Source organism: Arenibacter palladensis (assembly GCF_900129275.1).
GTDB lineage: Bacteria > Bacteroidota > Bacteroidia > Flavobacteriales > Flavobacteriaceae > Arenibacter > Arenibacter palladensis.
Map to the genome: position 1 here is coordinate 1 of NZ_FQUX01000011.1, position 21,846 is coordinate 21,846.

General features: G+C 40.0%; 11 protein-coding genes, 2 tRNA genes and 2 pseudogenes. 7 read left to right on the forward strand and 8 right to left on the reverse strand.

What is annotated here, in order from left to right; all coding sequences use genetic code 11:
• The 5 genes and pseudogenes from BUA60_RS20460 to mutS form a co-directional block, all read right to left on the reverse strand.
• Nucleotides 1–480, reverse strand: a pseudogene (locus BUA60_RS20460) (hypothetical protein); the annotation flags it as partial.
• 685 nt (nt 481–1,165) lie between these two features.
• Nucleotides 1,166–2,394: pseudogene (locus BUA60_RS20465) on the reverse strand (IS3 family transposase).
• Nucleotides 2,395–2,486: 92 nt separating this feature from the next.
• Nucleotides 2,487–2,570: transfer RNA gene (locus BUA60_RS20475), tRNA-Leu, on the reverse strand.
• A gap of 31 nt (nt 2,571–2,601) precedes the next feature.
• Nucleotides 2,602–2,677 (reverse strand) — tRNA-Gly (locus BUA60_RS20480).
• Between the two features lie 167 nt (nt 2,678–2,844).
• Nucleotides 2,845–5,421: a DNA mismatch repair protein MutS gene (gene mutS, locus BUA60_RS20485; RefSeq protein ID WP_072865079.1), complete on the reverse strand. Its 2,577-nt coding sequence runs from the start codon at nt 5,419–5,421 to the stop codon at nt 2,845–2,847.
• A 209-nt stretch (nt 5,422–5,630) separates the two neighbouring features.
• Between mutS and BUA60_RS20490 the strand changes: the two genes are divergently transcribed.
• Nucleotides 5,631–6,161 carry a TrmH family RNA methyltransferase gene (locus BUA60_RS20490; RefSeq protein WP_072865082.1) on the forward strand — a complete coding sequence of 177 codons (531 nt, stop codon included), beginning with the start codon at nt 5,631–5,633 and terminating at the stop codon, nt 6,159–6,161.
• A 643-nt stretch (nt 6,162–6,804) separates the two neighbouring features.
• Here the strand turns inward: BUA60_RS20490 and folK are convergent.
• Nucleotides 6,805–7,950: a 2-amino-4-hydroxy-6-hydroxymethyldihydropteridine diphosphokinase gene (folK, locus tag BUA60_RS20495; protein ID WP_072865084.1), complete on the reverse strand. Its 1,146-nt coding sequence runs from the start codon at nt 7,948–7,950 to the stop codon at nt 6,805–6,807.
• Between the two features lie 185 nt (nt 7,951–8,135).
• Between folK and sppA the strand changes: the two genes are divergently transcribed.
• Both sppA and BUA60_RS20505 read left to right on the forward strand, forming a co-directional pair.
• Entirely contained in the window at nt 8,136–9,896 is a 1,761-nt protein-coding gene (sppA, locus tag BUA60_RS20500; RefSeq protein WP_072865086.1) for a signal peptide peptidase SppA, read from the forward strand.
• A 285-nt stretch (nt 9,897–10,181) separates the two neighbouring features.
• A complete protein-coding gene (locus BUA60_RS20505; RefSeq protein ID WP_072865088.1) occupies nt 10,182–11,075 on the forward strand; it encodes an alpha/beta fold hydrolase in 894 nt (297 codons plus the stop codon).
• A gap of 104 nt (nt 11,076–11,179) precedes the next feature.
• On the opposite strand, the gene BUA60_RS20510 is transcribed toward BUA60_RS20505, so the two are convergent.
• A complete protein-coding gene (locus BUA60_RS20510) occupies nt 11,180–13,258 on the reverse strand; it encodes a DUF5723 family protein (RefSeq protein WP_072865090.1) in 2,079 nt (692 codons plus the stop codon).
• 137 nt (nt 13,259–13,395) lie between these two features.
• Here BUA60_RS20510 and BUA60_RS20515 point away from each other — a divergent pair, with 137 nt between their 5' ends.
• Nucleotides 13,396–14,121 carry a queuosine precursor transporter gene (locus tag BUA60_RS20515; protein WP_072865092.1) on the forward strand — a complete coding sequence of 242 codons (726 nt, stop codon included), beginning with the start codon at nt 13,396–13,398 and terminating at the stop codon, nt 14,119–14,121.
• Nucleotides 14,122–14,602: 481 nt separating this feature from the next.
• Nucleotides 14,603–17,347 carry an AsmA-like C-terminal region-containing protein gene (locus BUA60_RS20520; protein WP_072865095.1) on the forward strand — a complete coding sequence of 915 codons (2,745 nt, stop codon included), beginning with the start codon at nt 14,603–14,605 and terminating at the stop codon, nt 17,345–17,347.
• A gap of 161 nt (nt 17,348–17,508) precedes the next feature.
• Here the strand turns inward: BUA60_RS20520 and BUA60_RS20525 are convergent, their stop codons facing one another.
• Nucleotides 17,509–18,390 (reverse strand): MerR family transcriptional regulator, encoded by an 882-nt coding sequence (locus BUA60_RS20525; RefSeq protein WP_072865097.1) that lies wholly within the window; start codon nt 18,388–18,390, stop codon nt 17,509–17,511.
• A gap of 152 nt (nt 18,391–18,542) precedes the next feature.
• Between BUA60_RS20525 and BUA60_RS20530 the strand changes: the two genes are divergently transcribed.
• Nucleotides 18,543–20,552 (forward strand): fasciclin domain-containing protein, encoded by a 2,010-nt coding sequence (locus BUA60_RS20530; protein ID WP_084532714.1) that lies wholly within the window; start codon nt 18,543–18,545, stop codon nt 20,550–20,552.
• 114 nt (nt 20,553–20,666) lie between these two features.
• Complete coding sequence (locus BUA60_RS20535; protein ID WP_072865099.1) at nt 20,667–21,503, forward strand: phytoene/squalene synthase family protein; 837 nt, start codon at nt 20,667–20,669, stop codon at nt 21,501–21,503.
• The last annotated feature ends 343 nt before the right edge of the window (nt 21,504–21,846 follow it).

Genomic DNA, 21,846 nt, shown 5'->3' on the forward strand with positions numbered 1-21,846 from the left:
ATCATCGGAAATACCGTCCATAAAGGCCCCGAACCATATAGGTTTTAGATATTCGTTACTGAAATTTCCTGTCAGTTCTACCGAATTAAATATGTGGAAAGCGTTAGTGGGTTCAATAGTGGTCCCGTTCCCCTCTAAAGATCCATTTTTAAGGACACCTCCGTCAAAATTGAGGGTTACGTTATCGGGCAAGGACACCTTTGTACCTCCTAGGTCGAATTCTTCCTTGATCAGCCACATAGAATCGCCGAATTCCACTGGAATGTTGCTCCAATCGAAATCCGATGGTATGGTTTTGGAACTTTGATCTTCTTTGTTGGTCTCATTTGGATTTTCTTCCTCAGTAATATCTGTTTCCTCTTGGTTGTTGTCATTGACATAATCTACAAGCAAATCAGAGTCATTGGTGCAGGAAGAGTTTAAAAAAAGGACAAATAGGAGTGATGCTGAGTAATAAAATAAATTGGGGTGATTTTTCATAAGTAATTAGGTTAAGTGGCTTCGTAGAATTTTGGGGTAAATTAAACATTGTTAATAGCCGATTTTTTACAACATGTTCTATATACGGTCGTTAAGATGATTTTGGATGTTTTTGTGCTAATATTTAGTGTAGGTTGGGATTATGGGGTAATTGCACTAAAGTGAACCTATGGGGTTTGCACTCAAAAGGAGGTTGGTAACTTACCACGGTCAGAAGGAGTTAGTTTAAATCAATAGCCTATGGCAATACAACTTATATTGTCTGTTGATTTGTACTCCAGCTGTGTGAATTTTGCAACCCCATGTTATGCGAAGTTTGCAACTTCGTGCCGCTATGTTTAAGGAACAAGGAAATTTTTCCGGAGAATGCCCACGGAGCGTAAATGAAACCAAAAGACGGGCTGCGCTAGCTTGGACTTGGGTTAGACCTAAAACTAAGTAATGGTTATCCCTTACAATTTGTTCACTACGAAGTGAAAAACTTTGCAGAACTTAGTTGTGAAGAGATTAAATGATATTAAAGTGGCGGGAATTACCTCACTTCGTTCGGTGAGTCCCGGACGAACATATTGAAAGTGAAAAAGCCGGCACTATATGCCACAATTATGTTTTATCCGTTTTCGCACAAATAAATTTGGCTCACTGTCTTGTGTCGTCCTAAAATAGGTTGACAGTTTTTAAATAATTAAATGAATCCAGTGAAACTCACTTCACTGGATTTTTTGTTATGTATAAAATTAGGTGTTTTATAATTAAGACTCAAGTGCGGTCTTTTGTCATTATAGGTCTCTATTGATTCTGTTATTAATATTTTAAGTTCTTTTCCTGTGTTGCACGTGTTGATAAGGAACTCGCCCTTTAGTATTCCATTGATACGTTCTGCCAAAGCATTTTGGTAGCAATCATACCCATCGGTCATTGATGGTACCGCATTGGACCGCTTTAGTTCATTTTGATAAATAGAGGAACAATATTGTAATCCTCTATCCGAATGATGTATAAGCTCCTTAGATGTAATTCTATTGTCAGCTGCCATTTTCATTGCTATGGCCACATTCTCCGCACTCATGTCATCACTTAGGTGGTGCCCCATTATCTTTCTGCTAAAGGCATCTGTCACCAGTGATAGATAGTGCGTTCCTTCCCTGCTCTTGATATAAGTAAAGTCGCTGACAAAATATTGTTCCGGCTCTACTGCCTTGACCTCTTTCATTAAATTGGGATATTTTTTTAACCAATGCCTGGAGTCCGTGGTTTTGGTGTAGTTTTTCTTTGGCCTTATCAGCATCGATTCAGATCTTAGATAGTCGAACAGGGCATCCCTGCCTATCTTGACCCCTTGTCCATCAAATTCATTTTTAAGCAGGTAGTATAATTTTCGTGTGCCCAATCTGGGCATCACTTGGCGCACACCAAGTACCAATGGCTTTATTACGGCCAGCTCATCGGCTCTGCGTTCTGCCCGCTTTTCTGCTTGATAAATAGCCTGTCCACTTATCCCAAACAATCTACAGCACCGGGACAGGCTCAGTCCCTGTTGCTGTCGGATTCGCTGGATTGATTGGGCGAACACTTTTTTCTGATCGAAGTGCCATATTGTTGGTCGGAGATATCGATCATCGTGTTAAGAACTTTGTTCTTTAGTTTCTCATCGGACAACTCCCGTTCCAAACGTTTGATCTTTTGAGCAGGTGTTTCTTTGGATTTAGGCATAGTTTGAAGTTTTGGCTTGCTCCAATCTAAGGTACCATGTTTTCGCAACCAAACCAGTACTTCTGCCCTGTATCCCATAAGCTTTTTGAGCTTGTTTATAGGTCATCTCGCCTTTTTCAACCTCGGATATAACAGCTAATTAAAGCCTAAGTTGTAATCCCGTTGAGTACGCTTCTTCTTTGGATTTTCTGAATGATTCATAAATAAGTCGAAATTGTGTCAACTTATTTCAGGACGGGACATCTAAAACAAAAAAGCCCCGACCAAAAGGTCAGGGCTTTTCCACTTATCTGTACTCGAGGCGGGACTTGAACCCGCACGGACTAATGTCCATTGGATTTTAAGTCCAACGTGTCTACCAATTCCACCACTCGAGCCTAACTGCTCAGAGCAGTAGAGATTTTACAATGGAGCGAAAAACGGGATTCGAACCCGCGACCTCCACCTTGGCAAGGTGGCGCTCTACCAACTGAGCTATTTTCGCAGTTTATGTAATGAACGTTGCATCCTTTTCAGATGCGGGAGCAAATTTAATACAATTCTGTAAAAAGCAAAGAACTTTTCGCTAAAAAGAATCAAAATATTTATAATGTGCCCAAGGTGAATATTTTAGATGGGAATTATGGGCTAAATGGCCCTCCGCTACATCCCTTAAGCATTTTTCTTTTTGGTGAGCAAACGCTTAATTTCATTGAGTTTCATTAGGGCTTCAACCGGTGTTAAGGTGTTGATATCCAAATGGGTAATCTCCTCCTTGATCTGTTCCAATAAAGGATCGTCCAAATTGAAAAAGCTTAGTTGCATTTCATTTTGGACCAATTGTAGTTTGTCTGAAAGCTCTTCACTGGAATGCGATTTTTCCAGTTTTTTGAGAATCTTGTTGGCTTTGTGGATCACCTGTTGCGGCATACCGGCCATTTTGGCCACATGGATACCGAAACTATGCTCGCTACCACCAGGAGTAAGTTTTCGCAAAAAAAGCACATTGTCCTTTAGTTCCTTTACGGACACATTAAAGTTCTTGATACGTGTAAATGTCGAGGTCATTTCATTGAGCTCATGATAGTGGGTGGCAAACAATGTTTTTGCCCTAGCCGGATGCTCGTGTAAATATTCCGAAATGGCCCAGGCAATGGAGATGCCGTCATATGTGCTGGTGCCCCTGCCTATTTCGTCCAAAAGTACCAAACTGCGTTCTGAGAGGTTGTTTAGAATGGAGGCTGTTTCGTTCATTTCTACCATAAAGGTAGATTCCCCCATAGAGATATTATCACTGGCACCGACCCGTGTAAATATTTTGTCCACATAACCAATTTTGGCAGCATCTGCAGGTACAAAACTTCCCATCTGGGCCAACAACACTATTAGGGCCGTTTGTCTTAAGATGGCCGATTTACCACTCATGTTGGGACCGGTGATCATAATGATCTGTTGTTCGTCCCTATTTAAGGTAACATCATTGGCAATATACGCCTCTCCCAAAGGTAATTGCTTTTCAATTACGGGATGCCTGCCGCCAATGATGGATAGTTCGGTAGAATCGTCCATGTCCGGGGAAACATAATTGTTCTCCTTGGCCAACTGGGTAAAGCCGCAAAGACAATCCAGTTGCGCAATTTGAAAGGCATTGTTTTGTACAGGGGCTATGTATTCCTGCATCCAGACCACCAACTGTGAAAACAATTGCTGTTCCAGACTTAAAATACGCTCTTCCGCCCCCAATATTTTAGCTTCGTATTCCTTGAGCTCTTCGGTAATATATCGTTCGGCATTGACCAAGGTCTGCTTTCGGATCCACTCTTCCGGAACTTTATCCTTATGGGTGTTCCGCACTTCTATATAATAACCAAAAACATTGTTGGAGGCTATTTTGAGGGAACTAATTCCTGTGCGTTGTGTTTCCCTCTCCAGCATTTTGTCCAGATAGTCCTTGCCGGAATAGGCCAGCCCCCTTAGTTCGTCCAATTCTGCGGAATACCCCTTGGCAATGGTACTGCCTTTCAGCATATTTACCGGAGCCTCCTCGCTGACCATTTCTTTGATCTTGCTTCTCAACATATCACAGGTGTGCAATTGATCCCCAATGAGGTTCAAGGCTTCATTTTTACTTTTGGTAGTGATCTGTTTTATGGGAACAATGGCCTCCAAGGAATTTTTAAGCTGAACAACTTCCTTCGGATTTATTTTTCCAGTGGCCACCTTGGAAATCAATCTCTCCAGATCGCCTATCAATTTTATGCCGCTTTGTAATTTATGGTGGGCCGTTTCGTTTTCGGTTAAGTGGGTAATTACCTGATGTCTTCTTCGTATTTTTTCGATATTCTTCAAAGGAAGTGCCAACCATCTTTTCAACATTCTACCGCCCATAGGGGAGATAGTCTTATCTATGACATCTAAAAGGGTAACCGCATTTTGATTGTTGGAATGGTAAAGTTCCAGGTTTCTTATGGTAAACCTATCCATCCAAATATGTTCCTCTTCCGCAATGCGTTGTAAGGTATTGATGTGCTGTAACTGCCTATGCTGTGTGTCTGAAAGGTAATGTAAGACAACCCCTGCCGCTACTATACCATGGGCCAAATGGTCTACGCCAAAACCCTTTAGGCTTTTTGTTTTAAAATGATTGGTAAGTGTCTCCAGGGCATAATCATCCTGAAAAATCCAATCCTCTGTAAAAAAGGTATGGAAATTTTTGCCGAAGACCTCCAAAAATTCCTTTTTGTTGGCTTTTGATACCAATACTTCGTTCGGAGAGAAATTTTGGAGCAATTTGTCTATCTGTTCCTCATTGCCTTCCGAAGTTAGAAATTCGCCTGTGGATATATCCACAAAGGATATCCCCAATCTTTTTCGTCCAAAATGAACTGCACATAAAAAATTGTTGGTCTTGGCCGAAAGGATATCGTCGTTCATGGCCACACCTGGGGTAACCAGTTCCGTAACACCCCTTTTAACTATGGTCTTGGTAAGCTTAGGGTCTTCCAGCTGATCGCATATGGCAACCCTTTGCCCTGCCTTTACCAGTTTTGGCAAATAAGTGTTTAAGGAATGGTGCGGAAAACCGGCAAGTTCTGTTCTGTCACCACCATTGTTCCGATGGGTAAGAATAATACCCAGTATTTTTGAAGCCTTTACGGCATCTTCCCCAAAAGTCTCATAAAAATCCCCGACACGGAACAATAATAGGGCATCAGGATATTTCACCTTAATGGTATTATATTGTTTCATTAAAGGGGTTACCTTTTTTGTTTTTCCCGAGTCTGCCAAAAGCGATTTTATTAACTTATTTTTGCATTCATTTCCTGAACAACGAATGTAAGGTTTATCTATTGGAATGTACACTATTGTTGATATTTTGGGGATAACTTTATGCTGTTTTGGGCTAAGTAATGTCTTTATTGGACTTTGGGAAAGAGTAAAAATTTAATTGGGATTACATGCGTAAATTGGAGAATAGCGAATTGGATAGACTTAATGTTGAGGAGTTTAAACAGGTGGAAAAAACACCGATTTGTATTGTACTGGACAATGTGAGGAGCTTGAACAACATTGGGTCGGTATTTAGAACGGCCGATGCATTTTTGATTGAAAAGATATATCTGTGTGGAATTACCGCAACCCCACCGCATAAGGAAATACATAAAACCGCCCTAGGGGCCACGGATAGTGTTGCCTGGGAATATAGGAAGGGTACCTTGGAACTGTTGGAGGAATTAAGGGCAGAGGGCTATACCTCACTCGCTGTGGAACAAGCCGAGAATGCCATTATGTTGAACGACTTTATGATTGAAGAAAATAACAAGTATGCACTAATTTTTGGCAACGAGGTAAAGGGGGTTTCCCAAGAAGTAGTCTCAGGTAGCGACCTGGTTTTGGAAATTCCCCAATACGGCACAAAACATTCCCTGAATATTTCGGTTAGTGTGGGTATTGTGGTTTGGGACCTTTGGGCTAAATTGAAATCATAAATCGATTTCATTTCAAATTTAAAGGTCAATCATGGTGCACCATACGGAAGAAGGTGGTTGTAAGCTTATATTTAGAAGACATATTGTCTTTTTTGTGATTGTCTGTGAGAAGTTGTGCAGAACAGGGAACGGCCTATTTATGTTTTCGTAGCAAATCAAGGAGTTTCCGCAATGGCTTATGGTAGGCGTCCATAGAGCATTATACCTTAGTGAAAGCGGCCTGGACGCTGTGGCTGTGGAAAGTGCGTAGATTTCAAGAAAAGAAAAATCAGCCTAGCCTAGGCTACAGCTGGCTCCTCCTAACCAAGGTGCACCGTACCTTGGTTATTCAGCCCTGGTCGTTTTTTTGGCGATGCAAAAAATGAACAATATATTTTATGGTAGAGGGATTCTTTTGAGCTTTTTGCGGTCAGGCATAACTTTTGTTTCAATCTTGGAATTATTTTCTAAGTAGAAGGATAATAAAAACCAAAAACCCAACCTATTAGGTTGGGTTTGGCAATATATAGTTTGAGTTAGTTAGTTTAAAACCTTAAAGTCTTTACATCGTTTTTAGGATGTGCCATATGGCTGAAAACGACTTTATTGGAGGCGCAAGTAAATAAATTGATTCGTCCTGTGCAAATAATATGTGAAAATTATCTTAAAATGAGAGTTTCACTGCATATTTCTGGATATGGTCCAGTATCACCTCATAATCGGCCTGGTTTTCCACAAAATCCAGTTCACTTATATCCAAAATGAGATTATTTTGCTCGGGAAAACTTCTTATGTAATCAAAATATCCCCGGTTAAGTTCCTCCAAATATTCTGGCGCTATATTCTGTTCGTACTCCCTTCCCCTTTGCTTTATATTCTGTAGTAGTCGTTCTGTGTTTTGGTACAGGTAAATATAAATTTTCGGCTTTTTTATCTCTTTGTACATGAGGTTAAAGAGTTTTCGATAAAGCTTAAATTCCTCTTCCTGAAGGGTGACCTTGGCGAAAATCAGGGATTTGTTAATGTCGTAATCGCTTACCATAAAGTTCTTGAACAGGTCAAATTGGGAAGTGTCGTCCATAAATTGCTGGTAGCGATCGGCTAGAAAGGACATTTCCAATGGAAAGGCAAATCTACCCTGATCTTCATAAAACTTGGGTAAGAAGGGGTTGTCCGCAAAGCGTTCCAATACCAATTTTGCATTAAAATCCTGTCCAATCTTATGGGCCAAAGTAGTTTTTCCCGCACCAATATTTCCTTCAATGGCAATATATTCCAATTGGGAAAAAAGCTGGGATCTATTGGTGTATAGTTTATGGGGCGTTTTGGTAATATTGCTCTTGTCCTTGCATTCCTGTAATAGGTTTCTTGTGTCCTTGTTCAGGATTGGATGATAGAACTGCGGAGCAATATCCGCCAATGGCCTAAGTACAAACCGCCTCAATTGCAGGTTGGGGTGGGGCACGGTAAGTAAATCGGTATTTATTATTTCCTTATCAAAATAAAGTATGTCGATATCTACCGTTCTGGAGGAGTAGCCTGCTCCCGGATTCCTCTCCCTGCCCAACTTTGTTTCCAATTCCAGCAATTTCTCCAAAAGAGCGGAGGGGGTAAGCGCAGTTTCTACAGTAATACAGGCATTATAGAAATTGTCGCCTTCAAAACCCCACGCAGGCGTTTCGTATATCGGGGATGTTTTTATGACTTCGCCAACACTGGCTTGGATTAAAAACACCACCTCCTGCAAATGGTTCAGTTTATCCCCAAGATTGCTTCCCAGTGAAAGATATGTTGTTGTGGTCTTGTTCATAATAGGCGGGCAAAGTAAGCAAAAGTAATTAACTTCATAAAGGGAAATACCAAAAACGGGACCAATTTTTAAAGGGCTTTCCGAAATTGTGGTTCAGGAGGTTTCAGGTTATAAAATTCAACATTTATAATTACAACAATCCTACATTGGTTATCTTTGCAAGTTATTAGCAATACATACGAGGAATGAACTTTTTAAGAAATTTATTGGCCGCAATTATAGGATGTCTAATCGCTTTTGGAATCATGTTCGTCATGTTTGTTGTTTTGGCAGCCCTCATTGGTCAAGGTGAGGACACGGTAGTCGTCAAGGATAATTCCGTTTTGGAAATTCAATTGCAAACCCCCATCAATGATTATGTGGGAATGGATGAATCCAATCCCTTTGCCGGACTCTTCAATGTAAATCAGGGACTGGATGAAATATTGCATGCCATTAACGTTGCCAAGGAAGACAATAAAATAAAAGGAATTAGCCTAAACAATAATGTGATTATGGCCGGTTTGTCCCAAACACAGGCCATTAGGGATGCCTTGACCGATTTTGCTGAAAGTGGGAAATTTATATATGCCTATGGGGACTTTTATACGCAGAAGGATTACTATTTGGCAAGTGTGGCCAATGAGGTTTACCTTAACCCTGTTGGCGCTTTGGACTTTAAAGGACTGTCTACCGAGGTATTATTTTTTAAGGATTTACAGGAAAAGTCCGGTATTAAAATGGAGGTTATTAGGCATGGGAAGTATAAGAGTGCCGTAGAACCTTTTTTGGCCAATGAAATGAGCGAGGCCAATAGGACGCAGATAAAGGAGTTGTTGGATGCCTTATGGCATTCCATGCTTACCAACATTTCGGAAAGTAGGGATATTTCCGTTGAAGATCTGAACCATATTGCGGATACTTTGGGTACGCGTACCTCAAAATATGCAGCTTTATCCGGGTTGATCGATGAGGTGGTGTATTTCGATGAGTATGAAAGCATGATTAAGGAAAAAATGGGGGTAGATACGGCAGATGATTTAAACTATGTCCCAATATCCGATTATATACGAACAGCCAGCAAGATAAAAATCAATAGTGGTACGGATAAGATTGCGGTAATCTTTGCACAAGGAGAAATCTGGTACGGTGAGGGAGGCTCCGATGTAATTGGTCAGGGAATTATCAATGATGCCCTAAAAAAAGCTAGGGAAGATAAGAATGTTAAGGCAATAGTGTTGAGGGTAAATTCCCCTGGAGGAAGTGCATTGGCGTCCGATATTATTTGGCGCGAGATCGAAATTACCAAGCAATCCAAACCAGTGGTGGTATCCATGGGCGATGTAGCTGCTTCGGGAGGATATTACATTGCGGCGGGAGCCGATAAGATCTTCGCCGAACCTACTACGATTACCGGGTCTATTGGCGTTTTTGGGACTATTCCCAATATAAGTGAACTTGCTGAAAATATTGGGGTCAACGCTGAACAGGTGGGAACCAATAAAAACTCGGTAGATTATTCCTTATTTGAACCTATGAACGATAGTTTTAGAAGCAACGTTTTGGAAGGGATAGAAGCTACCTATAAAACATTTTTGGATAGGGTGGCCCAAGGCCGTGGCATTACCTTGGCCCAGGCCGATAGTGTTGCGCAAGGTAGGGTATGGAGCGGTGTAGATGCCAAGCGTTTGGGATTGGTAGATGAATTGGGGGGACTGGATGAGGCTATTGCTGCCGCTGCTGAAATGGTGGAATTGGACAACTATGGAATTCGAAAACTGCCTAAGTACAAATCGGATTTTGAGAAGTTAATGGAAGATTTGGGAGGTGCTACGGCCAAAAGCAAGGAAAGCATTATACAGGAAGAAATAGGTGCCGAGGCATATGCCATTTTAAAGGAGATAAAGCTAGCCTTGCAAAATAAAGGGGTTCAGGCCCGTATGCCGTTTACCTTGAATATTAAATAGACAAAATTAATCCAAAATAGGATTTGATTAAAAAGACTGTTCAAAAACCTTTGAACGGTCTTTTTTTTGTTGGCTTTAACTTGTATTGGGGCCTTCGGGTTTAAGGACTATAATCTTAATTTTTGCCCAAAAAAATGGATGTTCAAATAGGAGGGAAGCCCTTAGCGGCAATTACCAATAAAACTACTATTTAGATTTTTGTGAAACGTTCAAAATCACATCTTTATGCGATTTTGAAAAGGAAAATGTTCAATAAGTTTGATATTAATTTAAACGTATTGTACAATGACTAAAACAACCTGGGTTTGTATAATTTTAATTTGTTTCTGTTTTGTTTCTTTTGGACAAAAGTCATTGGATGGAATTAAGAAGGAATATGATAGTTTAACAAAAAACACCAAATATGGCAACAATCCGGATGCCGGGAAATATTATGACATTCGGGGCTTTAAAATGTATTGCGAAACTTATGGTGAAGGGGAGCCTTTGCTTTTAATTCACGGCAACGGAGCATCTATCAGTGCCTTTGTTAAACAAATACCCTTTTTTTCAAAAAAATATAAGGTTATTGTAGCCGATAGTAGAAATCACGGTAAATCTACAGACAAGTTGGATTCGCTTTCCTATGAAATGATGGCAGATGATTACGCGGCCTTACTATCGCAAATGAAGATCGATTCTGCTTATGTTCTGGGATGGAGTGACGGAGGTGTAAATGGCTTGTTGTTGGCGATAAGGCATCCCGAAAAAGTAAAAAAAATGGTCATTACAGGAACTAATTTGCAACCAGACTCCTCGGCGGTCTCGCCAGATGTATTAAAAAGGGTAACTAGGACCTATAATATGTTTGAAAAAATGTTTAGCGGAAAGGAAGCTAAAACACCCTTGGATTCTATAGTTTACAAGTATATTAAGTTATTGGTGGAACAGCCAAATATTGCAGAGGAAGAGCTACATAAAATAAGGATACCTACTTTGGTTGTGGGTGGCGATCACGATGTTATTAAACCTGATCATACCTTAAAGATATTTAAAAATATTCCCAACGCTTATTTGTGGATTTTACCTAATTCGGGGCATTATACTTTGGTGACCCGTACCGATGAATTTAATAATATTGCCAATGATTTTTTTACCACGAAATACAGGAAAATTGAGGATCGGGATCGGGATTTTTAGAGTAAGGGATATAGGTTTCGCATTTAGACCTTGAAATAGGTATAATAACAAGGCCGTACCACAAATGGTGGTACGGCCTTGTTCTATTGGGATTTATTGGTTTGTTAGTTTCTTACCAAGTTTATTTCTACTCGTCTGTTTTCTGCACGACCAGCTTTGTACATGTTCGTGGCAATAGGCTTGCTTTCTCCATATCCAATGGAAGTCAATCTAGAACTGTCGATACCCTTTTCAATTAAGAAGTTCTTAACGGCAAGTGCCCTTTCCTCGGATAGCTTTTGATTAAGTGGAACACTTCCAATACTGTCCGTATGCCCTTCAATGCTAAATTTGGCATTGGGGTACTCGTTAAGGATCTTTATAATATCTACAAGGACATTGGTAGATTCTATTTTAATGGTAGACTTACCCGAGTTGAATAAAATAGTCTTGGCATATTCATTTAAGGTTTTTTGAACCTCCTCTGTTACCTCAGGACACCCATTATTGGCAACTGTTCCAGCCACTTCGGGACAATTATCATCCTTGTCCAATACGCCGTCACCATCGGTATCTGGCCAAGGACATCCTTGATTTTCCAGAACTCCCGCTTCTTCCGGACAATTGTCGTCCTTGTCCAATACTCCATCATTGTCAGAATCTTCCCAAGGGCACCCCTTGTTTTCTATTATTCCTGCTTCCTCTGGACAATTGTCATCCTTGTCCAATACTTGGTCGCCATCGGTATCTGGCCAAGGACATCCATTATTCTCTATCGGTCCCGGAACCTCAGGACAACCATCAACCTTGTCCAATACACCGTCCTCATCCTTATCTTTTGGTCTGGATTGGTAAATAGGTATTTTTAGTCCGGCATAAACGTCCGCGCCTTTAGATTGGTCGCTGGTCAGTACTGTTAAAATAGATCCGGAACCTATATAAAGCGGCCCTGCCCTTAATCCTGCGCCCCATTGTACGCCTAGATTTTCAACATAACTTACTGGCGAATAAAAACTGAACCATTTGCTTTCGAACCTGGGGGTTAGGGAAACTATATTGGCAATGCTATTGGTATTGGTATTACTTTTTGACGTTATGGACAGGTCACTATTTAGGTTCAGGTAAAAGTGATTGTTTATGTTCCAATCGGCATTTAAGTGCAGGGCGGTTGGTAAAACGGCTTTTGAAGCGTTACCGGACCTGATCTGTGTGTAAAGATTGTTCAGCTTGTCTTCAAACCCTTCTTCATTATCAAAATCGTCTTCGCTAATGGAATTGGTAATGTCATAGGCATTTTCTGGACCATCGTATTTAAGGCTTCCTAGATCGGTCAAGGATAATCCAAATTTCAATTTGTATTTGTTGAAGTCTTTTGGCGCGTAAGGATTGCCGTCCTTATCGGTAACGGTATAGTCTGCAAAACTTGGTCTCCATTCATAGATAAAACCTAAGTCTACCCCAAAGCCATCTGCACTCTTAACAAATTCATAGTCTTCAAAATCATTGGTGATGTTGTCGCTATTACCATAGGCTATTTCACCTTGGGAGTCAATACTTCCCGTAGTTCCCGATCCATCTGCATCATAATCTATAACTATATTCTTACCGCTGGAATAAGCGTTTCCGTATCCCATTAGGTATTTCAGGGAGATACCTCCCTTTAAAAAGTGTTGTTCCTTGTTCAGAAGTACCGTGGCATAGGTAATGCCTGTTTCGGCCCAGGCATTGGCGCTCATTTGATAATCCCCCTCGTTTACATTGAAGTCTTCATTTTCATCAAACTCATTGGAAATATTATCATAGGTATCCCCATTTATATCATTTACATTAAAAAACACCCTACCCCTAGTGAAAATAGCCAAAGAATTCCGTGGATTGATGTTAAACATGAAAGAGGGTCCCAAAATGTCAACATTGCCATAGGCGTTATTGGCATTCTTGGGGGATTTTGTTCCATCATCGTCAAAATCAAAATCGTCTTTAAAAATATCCCCGAATTTTGCACTGTAATAGTCGTTTCCAATGAGTCCGCTAACCCCAACAAGGTTAATGTCCGTTTTAAATCGCGAATCAACAATATTCGCGGGATTGGAAATTAGGCCATGCACCCCATTGTAATTGTCAGTTCCAAAACCAATGTAAGATTGGCCCTGTACCGTTGCGGCAATTAGAATAATGAATGCTGTTAAAATGCTTTTGTTCATGCTTAAAAGTTTAGTTTATTTCTTTTTTATTGTTAATCGATCCCTGTTCGTTTAAATTTGGCTTTTTTCAAGGATCAAAGTGTAGGAACGCTTTAATTGGGATTAAATTATAAAATGTTAAAATTTATATTGCTTCTATGGTATACGCAGTATTAAAAGAAAAGGATAAGCGGCTGGCCTTTAAGATATATCTCTATTTGGGGGCATTGTTCATTACCTCCTTGGTTGTTTCCAATTTAATTTTTCAAAAATTTTTTTATTGGAGGCCTTTTGGCGATGTTTCGGTCTTTGGAGCATCATTATTTGAAATCTCGGTGGGTATTTTGCCTTATCCGCTTACTTTTTTGATTACAGACCTTATTTCGGAAATTTATGGCAGGAAAAAGGCAAACCAAATTGTTACAGCCGGAATATTTGCTTCCTTTTTTTCCATGGGAATTGTATTGTTGGCCAATTGGGTTCCGGCATTGCCCAATTCTCCGGTTCAGGACGAGGTTTTTAGCCAGGTATTTGCCCTGTCTCCAATTGCAGTATTTGCCTCTATGTTGGCCTATCTTTTTGCCCAATACGTGGATATTGGCATATATCATTTCTGGAAAAGACTAACTAATGGAAAACATCTTTGGCTGCGCAATAATTTCTCCACTTACCTTTCGCAATTCATAGATACTTTTACCGTGGTTGGCCTATTGTGTATTTTTGAGGTGCTACCTTGGTCCATGTTTTACGGCCTAGTGATCAGTGGATTCATTTTTAAGGTAATTGTGGCATTTTTGGACACCCCTTTCCTCTATTTCTTCGTATATCTCTTTAGAAGGCGATTCAATTTAAAGGTAAATCAGGAAATTGATCTTGAGGCATAATAAAATTTGCTTTTTGCTGTTCTTATCGAGTATGTCAATATTTTAATTATAATATTGATGAACCAGCTGGGGAGGCAGTATTCAAGCTGTTTTTTATTAGTGAAACTCAATTTTTAGAAGTCAGTATGACGCACTTAAAATTGCAAGTTGAACTAATCCCGCCTTTTTCGGCGGGTTCTAGGTTAAATACCTCGACCCTTGGGTCGATTCCTAATTGGGTTCAGGGCTTGCCCTGAGGTTTAATACCTTTTATTTCGATGTTAAATTTTGTTTAAACTAAGTGGGAATTTTGATTTTACTTGGTGATATATCGTAGAATTGCGTCAATATTTGAAGGTATACGTTTAAACTTATGGTCAATTTCTATGTAATATTGGGCCATAGCCGGAATGTAAAACAAAAAATAGTAAGAAAAGGGGTGAATTGCTCCTTGTTGGCCATAAATTGATTGTATTGCTTATAATATTGTAAATAGTTACAGATGAAAAAGAAAATTTTAAAGATTGTTGGTGGGGTATTTTTGGTGATGATTTTACTTCTTGTTGCCGCCCCATTTTTCTTAAAAGGTAAAATTGCGGGCATTATTAAGAATAAGGTGAACAATAGTATTAATGCCACCTTCGATTTTTCCGATGCGGACCTAAGTCTATTCAGAAGTTTCCCCAATGCCACGGTTACTTTGGATAACATAACATTGATAAATAAGGCTCCCTTTGAGGGCGATACCCTATTTGCTTCGGATAGGGTAAGTTTGGATATGTCTATAAAGGAACTCTTTAAGGATGCAAGTGAGCCTATTGCCATAAAAAGTTTGGTATTGGATCGTCCGCTTATAAATATAATGGTAGACAAGGAAGAGAATGCCAACTATGATATCGCTACCGATGAAAGTTCTTCCCCGGATACTTCAGCCGAAACGGCTTCATCCGAAAGCAGTTTTACCTTGTCCATGGAGTCTTATGCCATCAATGATGCGGTAATAAAATATGATGACCTTTCCAGTGGCATGTCATTTGCCTTTTCTGAAATGAACCATAGCGGTAGGGGAGATCTTTCCTTGGAGAATTCTGAATTGGACACAGAGACCAGTGGTTTGGTTTCTTTTGTAATGGACAGTACGCAATATTTGAACAAGAATCCGGTTCAATTGAAGGCACTTATTGGGGTGGACTTGAAAGAAAACAAGTATTCCTTTTTAAAGAATGAGGCTATGGTCAATCAACTGGCCTTGGTATTTGATGGGTTTGTGAAATTGAATGAGGACAACCAGGAGGTAAATATTAGCTTTAAAACACCTTCGTCCGATTTTAAAAACTTCCTAGCCGTTATTCCAGAGGCTTATTCCAAGGATATTGCACAGGTGACCACTACCGGTAACTTTACCGTTGCCGGAGTATTCAAAGGGATAGTGGATGACGATCATATTCCTCAGTTCAAAATAGATATAAATTCGGATAATGCCTCCTTTAAGTATCCAGATCTGCCCAAAACGGTCCGGAATGTATTTATAGATACCGAAATTTCAAATAATACCGGTATCACTGAAGATACTTTTGTTGATATCCGAAAGTTGTCTTTTATGATAGATGAGGACAAGTTTAATATGGTGGCCAAAATTAACGACCTAATGGGGAATACCAAGGTAGATGCCAAGATTGATGGAAAAATGAATCTTGCCAATATTTCCAAGGCCTACCCAGTTCCTGCTGATTTAAATTTAAAGGGAATCTTAATTGCCGATATTTCTACTGCCTTTGATATGGCATCTATAGAGAATAAGAAGTATGAAAATACCAAAACAACAGGTAACTTAAAATTGAGCGACTTTGAGTACAAGTCCGAAGAATTTCCTAACCCCATTACATTAAAAAGTACTTCGGTGACCTTTAACCCTACTACCGTGACCTTGAACAATTTGCAAGGAGCAACGGGAAAAACGGATTTTGATGCCTCAGGAACCATTATTAATCTACTGGGTTTTATGTTCAACAACGAGAACATAGAGGGTAATTTTAATCTCAGGTCCAACACTTTTGCAGTCAATGATTTCATGGTGGCGGAAACTACCGTAGTAGGTGGAGGGGAAGATAAAGGGGCGTCCACCACATCTGCTGAAGAAAAAATTAAGATACCTTCCTTTTTGGATTGTACCATTAACGCCACGGCCAATACTGTAATTTATGACAATCTTACTTTGAAGGATGTTAAGGGAACACTGGTAATTAGGGATGAGAAAGCAATACTGTCCAATATGACATCTTCAATCTTTAATGGTAAATTGGCGCTAAATGGGGAGGTGTCCACCAAGGAGGCCACACCTACCTTCGCCATGAAGTTGGGAATGGATGGATTTAAGATTGCAGAGACCTTTAATGCTTTGGAAATGTTCAGGACCCTAGCGCCCATAGCTAAAATTTTGCAAGGGACTTTAAATTCAGATGTTCAGGTTACCGGAAGTTTAAAGGACGATTTCACTCCCAATTTAAATTCTATCTCCGGAAATATTTTGGCTGAATTATTGACCGATAAAATTGATGCGGAAAGTGCACCTTTACTTACGGAGTTGGATAGTAAATTGAACTTTTTGGATCTGGATAAATTGAATCTAAAGGATTTGAAAACGGTATTGACTTTTGAGGATGGAGTGGTAAAGGTGAAGCCGTTTACCGTTAAATATCAGGATTTTGCAATTAATGTTGCCGGTAGCCATACTTTTGATCAAAAGTTAAACTATGCAGCTACCATTGAGGTACCCGCTAAGTATTTGGGAAAGGATATCAATAACATAATAGCGAGGATTGACGAAAAATCCTTGGAAAATTTAACTATCCCCATTACTGCAAATATAGGGGGAGGTTATACCAGTCCTACGGTAACTACAGACCTTACTTCGGGCATTAAAAATCTAACGGCCCAGTTGGTGGAGATTGAAAAGCAAAAATTGATTAATAAGGGGAAGGACAAGGCCAAGGATTTTATAGGTGATCTTATTGCCAAAAACCAGAAAGCTACAGATTCTACCAAGAAGGAAAACCAGGTAAAGACTCAGGATGTAATTGGAGGTCTTTTAGGGGCTGCCACAAAAAAAACCGATTCTACTACGAAAACGGATACCACAACTACAGCCAAAAAGGAGACCCAGAAAGAAGTGGCCAAAAAAATATTGGGTGGACTTTTAAGTAAAAAGAAGGAAACTACGGAAACTAAAAAAGACAGTGCGCAATAGGTTATTTGCCAGTTAGGTCTAAAATTAAGGTAATGTTTATCGGTATAAATTGCTGAGCCTACACAGTTTGAGTTGCTTTCCATATATAGATTTTTTTAAAGAAATCAATTTAGGGTAACAACACATGTTTGTAGTGCTAAGGCCGTAAGGGCATAACTGGATTATATGGAAGACAATTCCTCCTCCAAAACTGTAATTAAATCCCCTGGACTTTTCAAGTAGGTTACCATGTTGTCTTTATTCTTAGGGTCAAAATTAACGGGACTTCCAGAGAATAGAAATGGTGTTTTGGTCTCCGAAGATAATCTAAGAACCTTGTCTTCTACCACCGAAGGGGTAGTGGTAATGAAAAAGGTTAAAAGATAATTAGGGCTTACCAACTCGGCCATGGTCTTTACATTATCATATGGCACATTTTGACCAAGGTAATAAACCCGCCACCCTAATTGTTTGGCAATAAAGTGAGCCAATAAAAGGCCAATTTCATGATTTTCCCCTTCGGCAAGGAACATAATTATCTTTGGAGCATTCTTTGGTGGAATAGGCAATAAATCTATGGCCGAACATATTTTTTGACGGATCAGATTAGAAACAAAATGCTCTTGCGCAGGCATAATTTTATTGATACCCCATAGCACGCCCACTTTGTGCAAAAAAGGATAAATTACTTCGGTAAAGGTAGTTAGAATGCCATTTTTTAATATCTGGGATTTTATAATGTTGTCAAATTCCTGTTCGTCCAAATTAATCATGCTCAACACCAAGGCCTTTACTTCGGCATCTTGGTCAGACTCGATCAAAGCGTCTGCAACCATCTTGTGGATTTCGTCGTCCGTCATCTTCCCTATAGCAGATAAACGAACACCTTGACCTCTTAGGATACTTATGTTCAATAGTTTCTTTAATTGGGCATCCGTATAGAACCGGATGTTGGTATCTGTTCTTTCAGGGACTAAAAAATCGTATCTACTTTCCCATTTTCTTAAGGTATGGGAGTTGATACCTGTTAAAGAAACTACCTGCGCCATGGAATATCTGCTCATATTGCTGTCTAATAAATTACAGTGTAAAGTTAAACAAATAATTGGAAAGGAGAGGCGTTAAATAATATTTTGTCTAAAGTTTTATTAAAAGAAGTTGGACAAATGTAAATTATAATTATATTTGTCAAAGTATTAACCTAAAAAAATTAGACATGAAAAAATTTGGCATTTATTTTTTAGCATTATTCAGTTCCATGTTTTTTGTATTATCCTGTAGTAATGATGATGACAATGACATAGTTGAAGAGCCCACATTGTCCACTATCGTGGAAACGGCTCAAGACACAGACATTTTAAGTAGCTTGGTTGCTGCTTTGGCAAAGGCAGATGAAAACACAGATTCAGATTTGATAGGGGCATTGAGCGGCAATGGACCTTTTACTGTATTTGCACCGACCAATGGAGCCTTTACTGCTCTTTTGGCCAGCCTAGATGATTTTGATAGTTTAAGCGATTTTGATACTCCTGAAAAAAGGGAGATTCTCGCCGCTATTTTGAAGTACCATGTGGTAGTAGGAGCTGCGGCAACTTCCAGTTCACTTACCAATGGTCAAGAGTTTACCACATTGCAAGGTGAAAAAATTACGGTTAGGATAGATGGAGATGTTTATATTCAGGACCCGACCGATACGGATGCAAAAGTTGGACCGGCGGATATTACGGCTTCCAACGGTATTGTGCATGTTATAGATAAGGTATTGATTCCACAGGAAGTTTTGGATGCCTTAAATCCAGAGCCTATGCCTAACATTGTAGAATTGGCAATGGATACCGAATTTCTATCTCTTTTGGTAGGCGCTTTGGTACAGGCCGATGCCGGATTGGTAGACCTGTTACAGACAGACGGTCCGTTCACAGTCTTCGCACCTACGGATACTGCCTTTGCAACCTTGTTGGAAGCATTGGGTGATGACTACAACAGTTTGGCAGATTTTGACACTCCCGAAGAGAAGGCATTGTTAGCCCAGATCCTAAAATATCACGTGGTAGCTGGAGCAGCGGCCTATTCCACCGATCTGTCCGACGGACAAATGATCGAAACCGCTCAGGGAGAATCCGTAACGGTTAGTTTAACAGGTGGGGTTTTCATTCAGGATAAAACAGATGTTGACGCAGCTGTAGCACCGGCGGATATTGCCGCCAGCAATGGAGTGGTACATGTTATTGACAAAGTGTTGTTGCCACAGGAAGCCTTGGATGCCCTTATGCCCCCAACGCCTAATATTGTAGAATTGGCAATGGATACCGAATTTCTATCTCTTTTGGTAGGCGCTTTGGTACAGGCCGATGCCGGATTGGTAGACCTGTTGCAGACCGATGGACCATTTACAGTGTATGCACCTACTGATACTGCCTTTGCAGCCCTGTTGGAAGCATTGGGTGATGATTACAACAGCTTGGCCGATTTTGATACCCCCGAGGAAAAAGCCTTGTTGGCCCAGATCCTAAAGTATCACGTGGTAGCTGGAGCAGCGGCCTATTCTACCGATCTGTCCGACGGACAAATGATCGAGACCGCCCAGGGGGAATCCGTAACGGTTAGTTTAACAGGTGGGGTATTCATTCAAGATAAAACCGATGTGGACGCAGCTGTAGCACCTGCAGATATTACTGCCAGTAATGGGGTTGTACATGTTATTGACAAAGTGTTGCTTCCTCAAGAAGCCTTGGATGCCCTTATGCCCCCAACGCCTAATATTGTAGAATTGGCAATGGATACCGAATTTCTATCTCTTTTGGTAGGCGCTTTAGTACAGGCCGATGCCGGATTGGTAGACCTGTTGCAGACCGAAGGGCCGTTTACAGTGTTCGCACCTACAGATACTGCCTTTGCAGCCCTATTGGACGCATTGGGTGATGATTACAACAGCTTGGCCGATTTTGATACCCCCGAGGAAAAAGCATTGTTGGCCCAGATACTAAAGTATCACGTGGTAGCCGGAGCAGCGGCCTATTCCACCGATCTGTCCGACGGACAAATGATCGAGACCGCTCAGGGAGAATCCGTAACGGTTAGTTTAACAGGTGGGGTTTTCATCCAGGATAAAACCGATGTTGACGCAGCTGTAGCACCTGCAGATATTGCTGCCAGCAATGGAGTAGTACATGTAATTGATAAAGTAATGTTACCTCAAGAAGCAATAGATGCCCTATTGCACTAAGATTAGGGTTAGTGCTTTATTTTGGTTACCGAGACTGACGGCCATTAATTGGTCGTCAGTTTCACTTTATCCTCTATGTTATTGTTATTATTAAATAATTAAATTACTTGAATTTTGAAAGCGCTCTTCGATTCCTCCAGTTTAAAATGTAGTAAGTTGATAACCCATACCTATAGTACTTCCTTTTCCTTGGGTATAAGATTGTTCGCTCCTAAAATAAGGCCGGCAATCTATGCCATTTATGGTTTTGTTAGGTATGCCGATGAGATTGTTGATTCTTTTCACGATTATGATCAAGAAGAATTGCTAACCGAATTTATCCAAGAATATAAACTATCCTTAAAAAGAAAAATCAGTTTAAATCCTATTATAAATTCTTTTCAGGAGGTAGTACATAAATATGAACTTTATGAATACGCCGATGTTTTTTTGGAACGTATGCAGTATGATCTTGAAGTATCTGAATATTCGACCAAGGAGGCTTATGAGAATTATATCTACGGATCGGCCGATGTGGTAGGTCTAATGTGTTTAAGGGTGTTTGTGGACAATGATAATGAAAAATTCAATTCCCTTCAATTTTCCGCAAAATATCTGGGCTCCGCCTTTCAGAAAGTAAATTTTTTGAGGGATATAAAACAGGATCTTGAAAGTTTGGGCAGGTCCTATTTTCCCAATGTACATCAAAAGGAACTGACCGATGAGGTAAAACGGGAAATTATCGCGGAAATAGAGGAGGACTTTAAAAAGGCATATATAGGATTGGTTCAATTGCCCATAGAAAGTAGGCTAGGGGTTTATATTGCCTATAAGTATTATTCCAACCTTCTGAAAAAACTAAAAAATACCAAATCCGAAAAAATACTGAGCGGCAGAATTCATATATCCAATCCTATGAAAATGGTGATATTGGCCAAGGGCTATGTGAGGTATAAGTTAAACGCTATTTAACTTGAGTTCAATTTCAATTAAAATATAAGAAAATGATTATCAGTTATTTAAAATTTATTTTTTTTGTATCCTCGAGCCTGCCTACCGACAGGTAGGCCTGCCGGTAGGCAGACAGGTGTAGTCGAGAGGTTTTAGGCATTTATATTTTTAAATAGAGGTCACACTGCGCCCGCCTTAACGGAACGGGCAGTCCCGACCGGACAACATTGCCTCAAACAACCTACTAACAATTAAAAATCAATCGAAATCACGTCCTTTAGGTATTGTGTTTCTAGGGATAAGTGGTTTAGTCATTAAGTATAAGGTCTTTCCTTTGATCTTAGATTGGAATAAAATCCTTTAA

Coding starts and splice junctions, on each gene's coding strand:
- mutS (WP_072865079.1), bottom strand. CDS start 5,421: ATGAAACAATATAATACCATTAAGGTGAAATATCCTGATGCCCTATTA.
- BUA60_RS20490 (WP_072865082.1), top strand. CDS start 5,631: ATGCGTAAATTGGAGAATAGCGAATTGGATAGACTTAATGTTGAGGAG.
- folK (WP_072865084.1), bottom strand. CDS start 7,950: ATGAACAAGACCACAACAACATATCTTTCACTGGGAAGCAATCTTGGG.
- sppA (WP_072865086.1), top strand. CDS start 8,136: ATGAACTTTTTAAGAAATTTATTGGCCGCAATTATAGGATGTCTAATC.
- BUA60_RS20505 (WP_072865088.1), top strand. CDS start 10,182: ATGACTAAAACAACCTGGGTTTGTATAATTTTAATTTGTTTCTGTTTT.
- BUA60_RS20510 (WP_072865090.1), bottom strand. CDS start 13,258: ATGAACAAAAGCATTTTAACAGCATTCATTATTCTAATTGCCGCAACG.
- BUA60_RS20515 (WP_072865092.1), top strand. CDS start 13,396: ATGGTATACGCAGTATTAAAAGAAAAGGATAAGCGGCTGGCCTTTAAG.
- BUA60_RS20520 (WP_072865095.1), top strand. CDS start 14,603: ATGAAAAAGAAAATTTTAAAGATTGTTGGTGGGGTATTTTTGGTGATG.
- BUA60_RS20525 (WP_072865097.1), bottom strand. CDS start 18,390: ATGAGCAGATATTCCATGGCGCAGGTAGTTTCTTTAACAGGTATCAAC.
- BUA60_RS20530 (WP_084532714.1), top strand. CDS start 18,543: ATGAAAAAATTTGGCATTTATTTTTTAGCATTATTCAGTTCCATGTTT.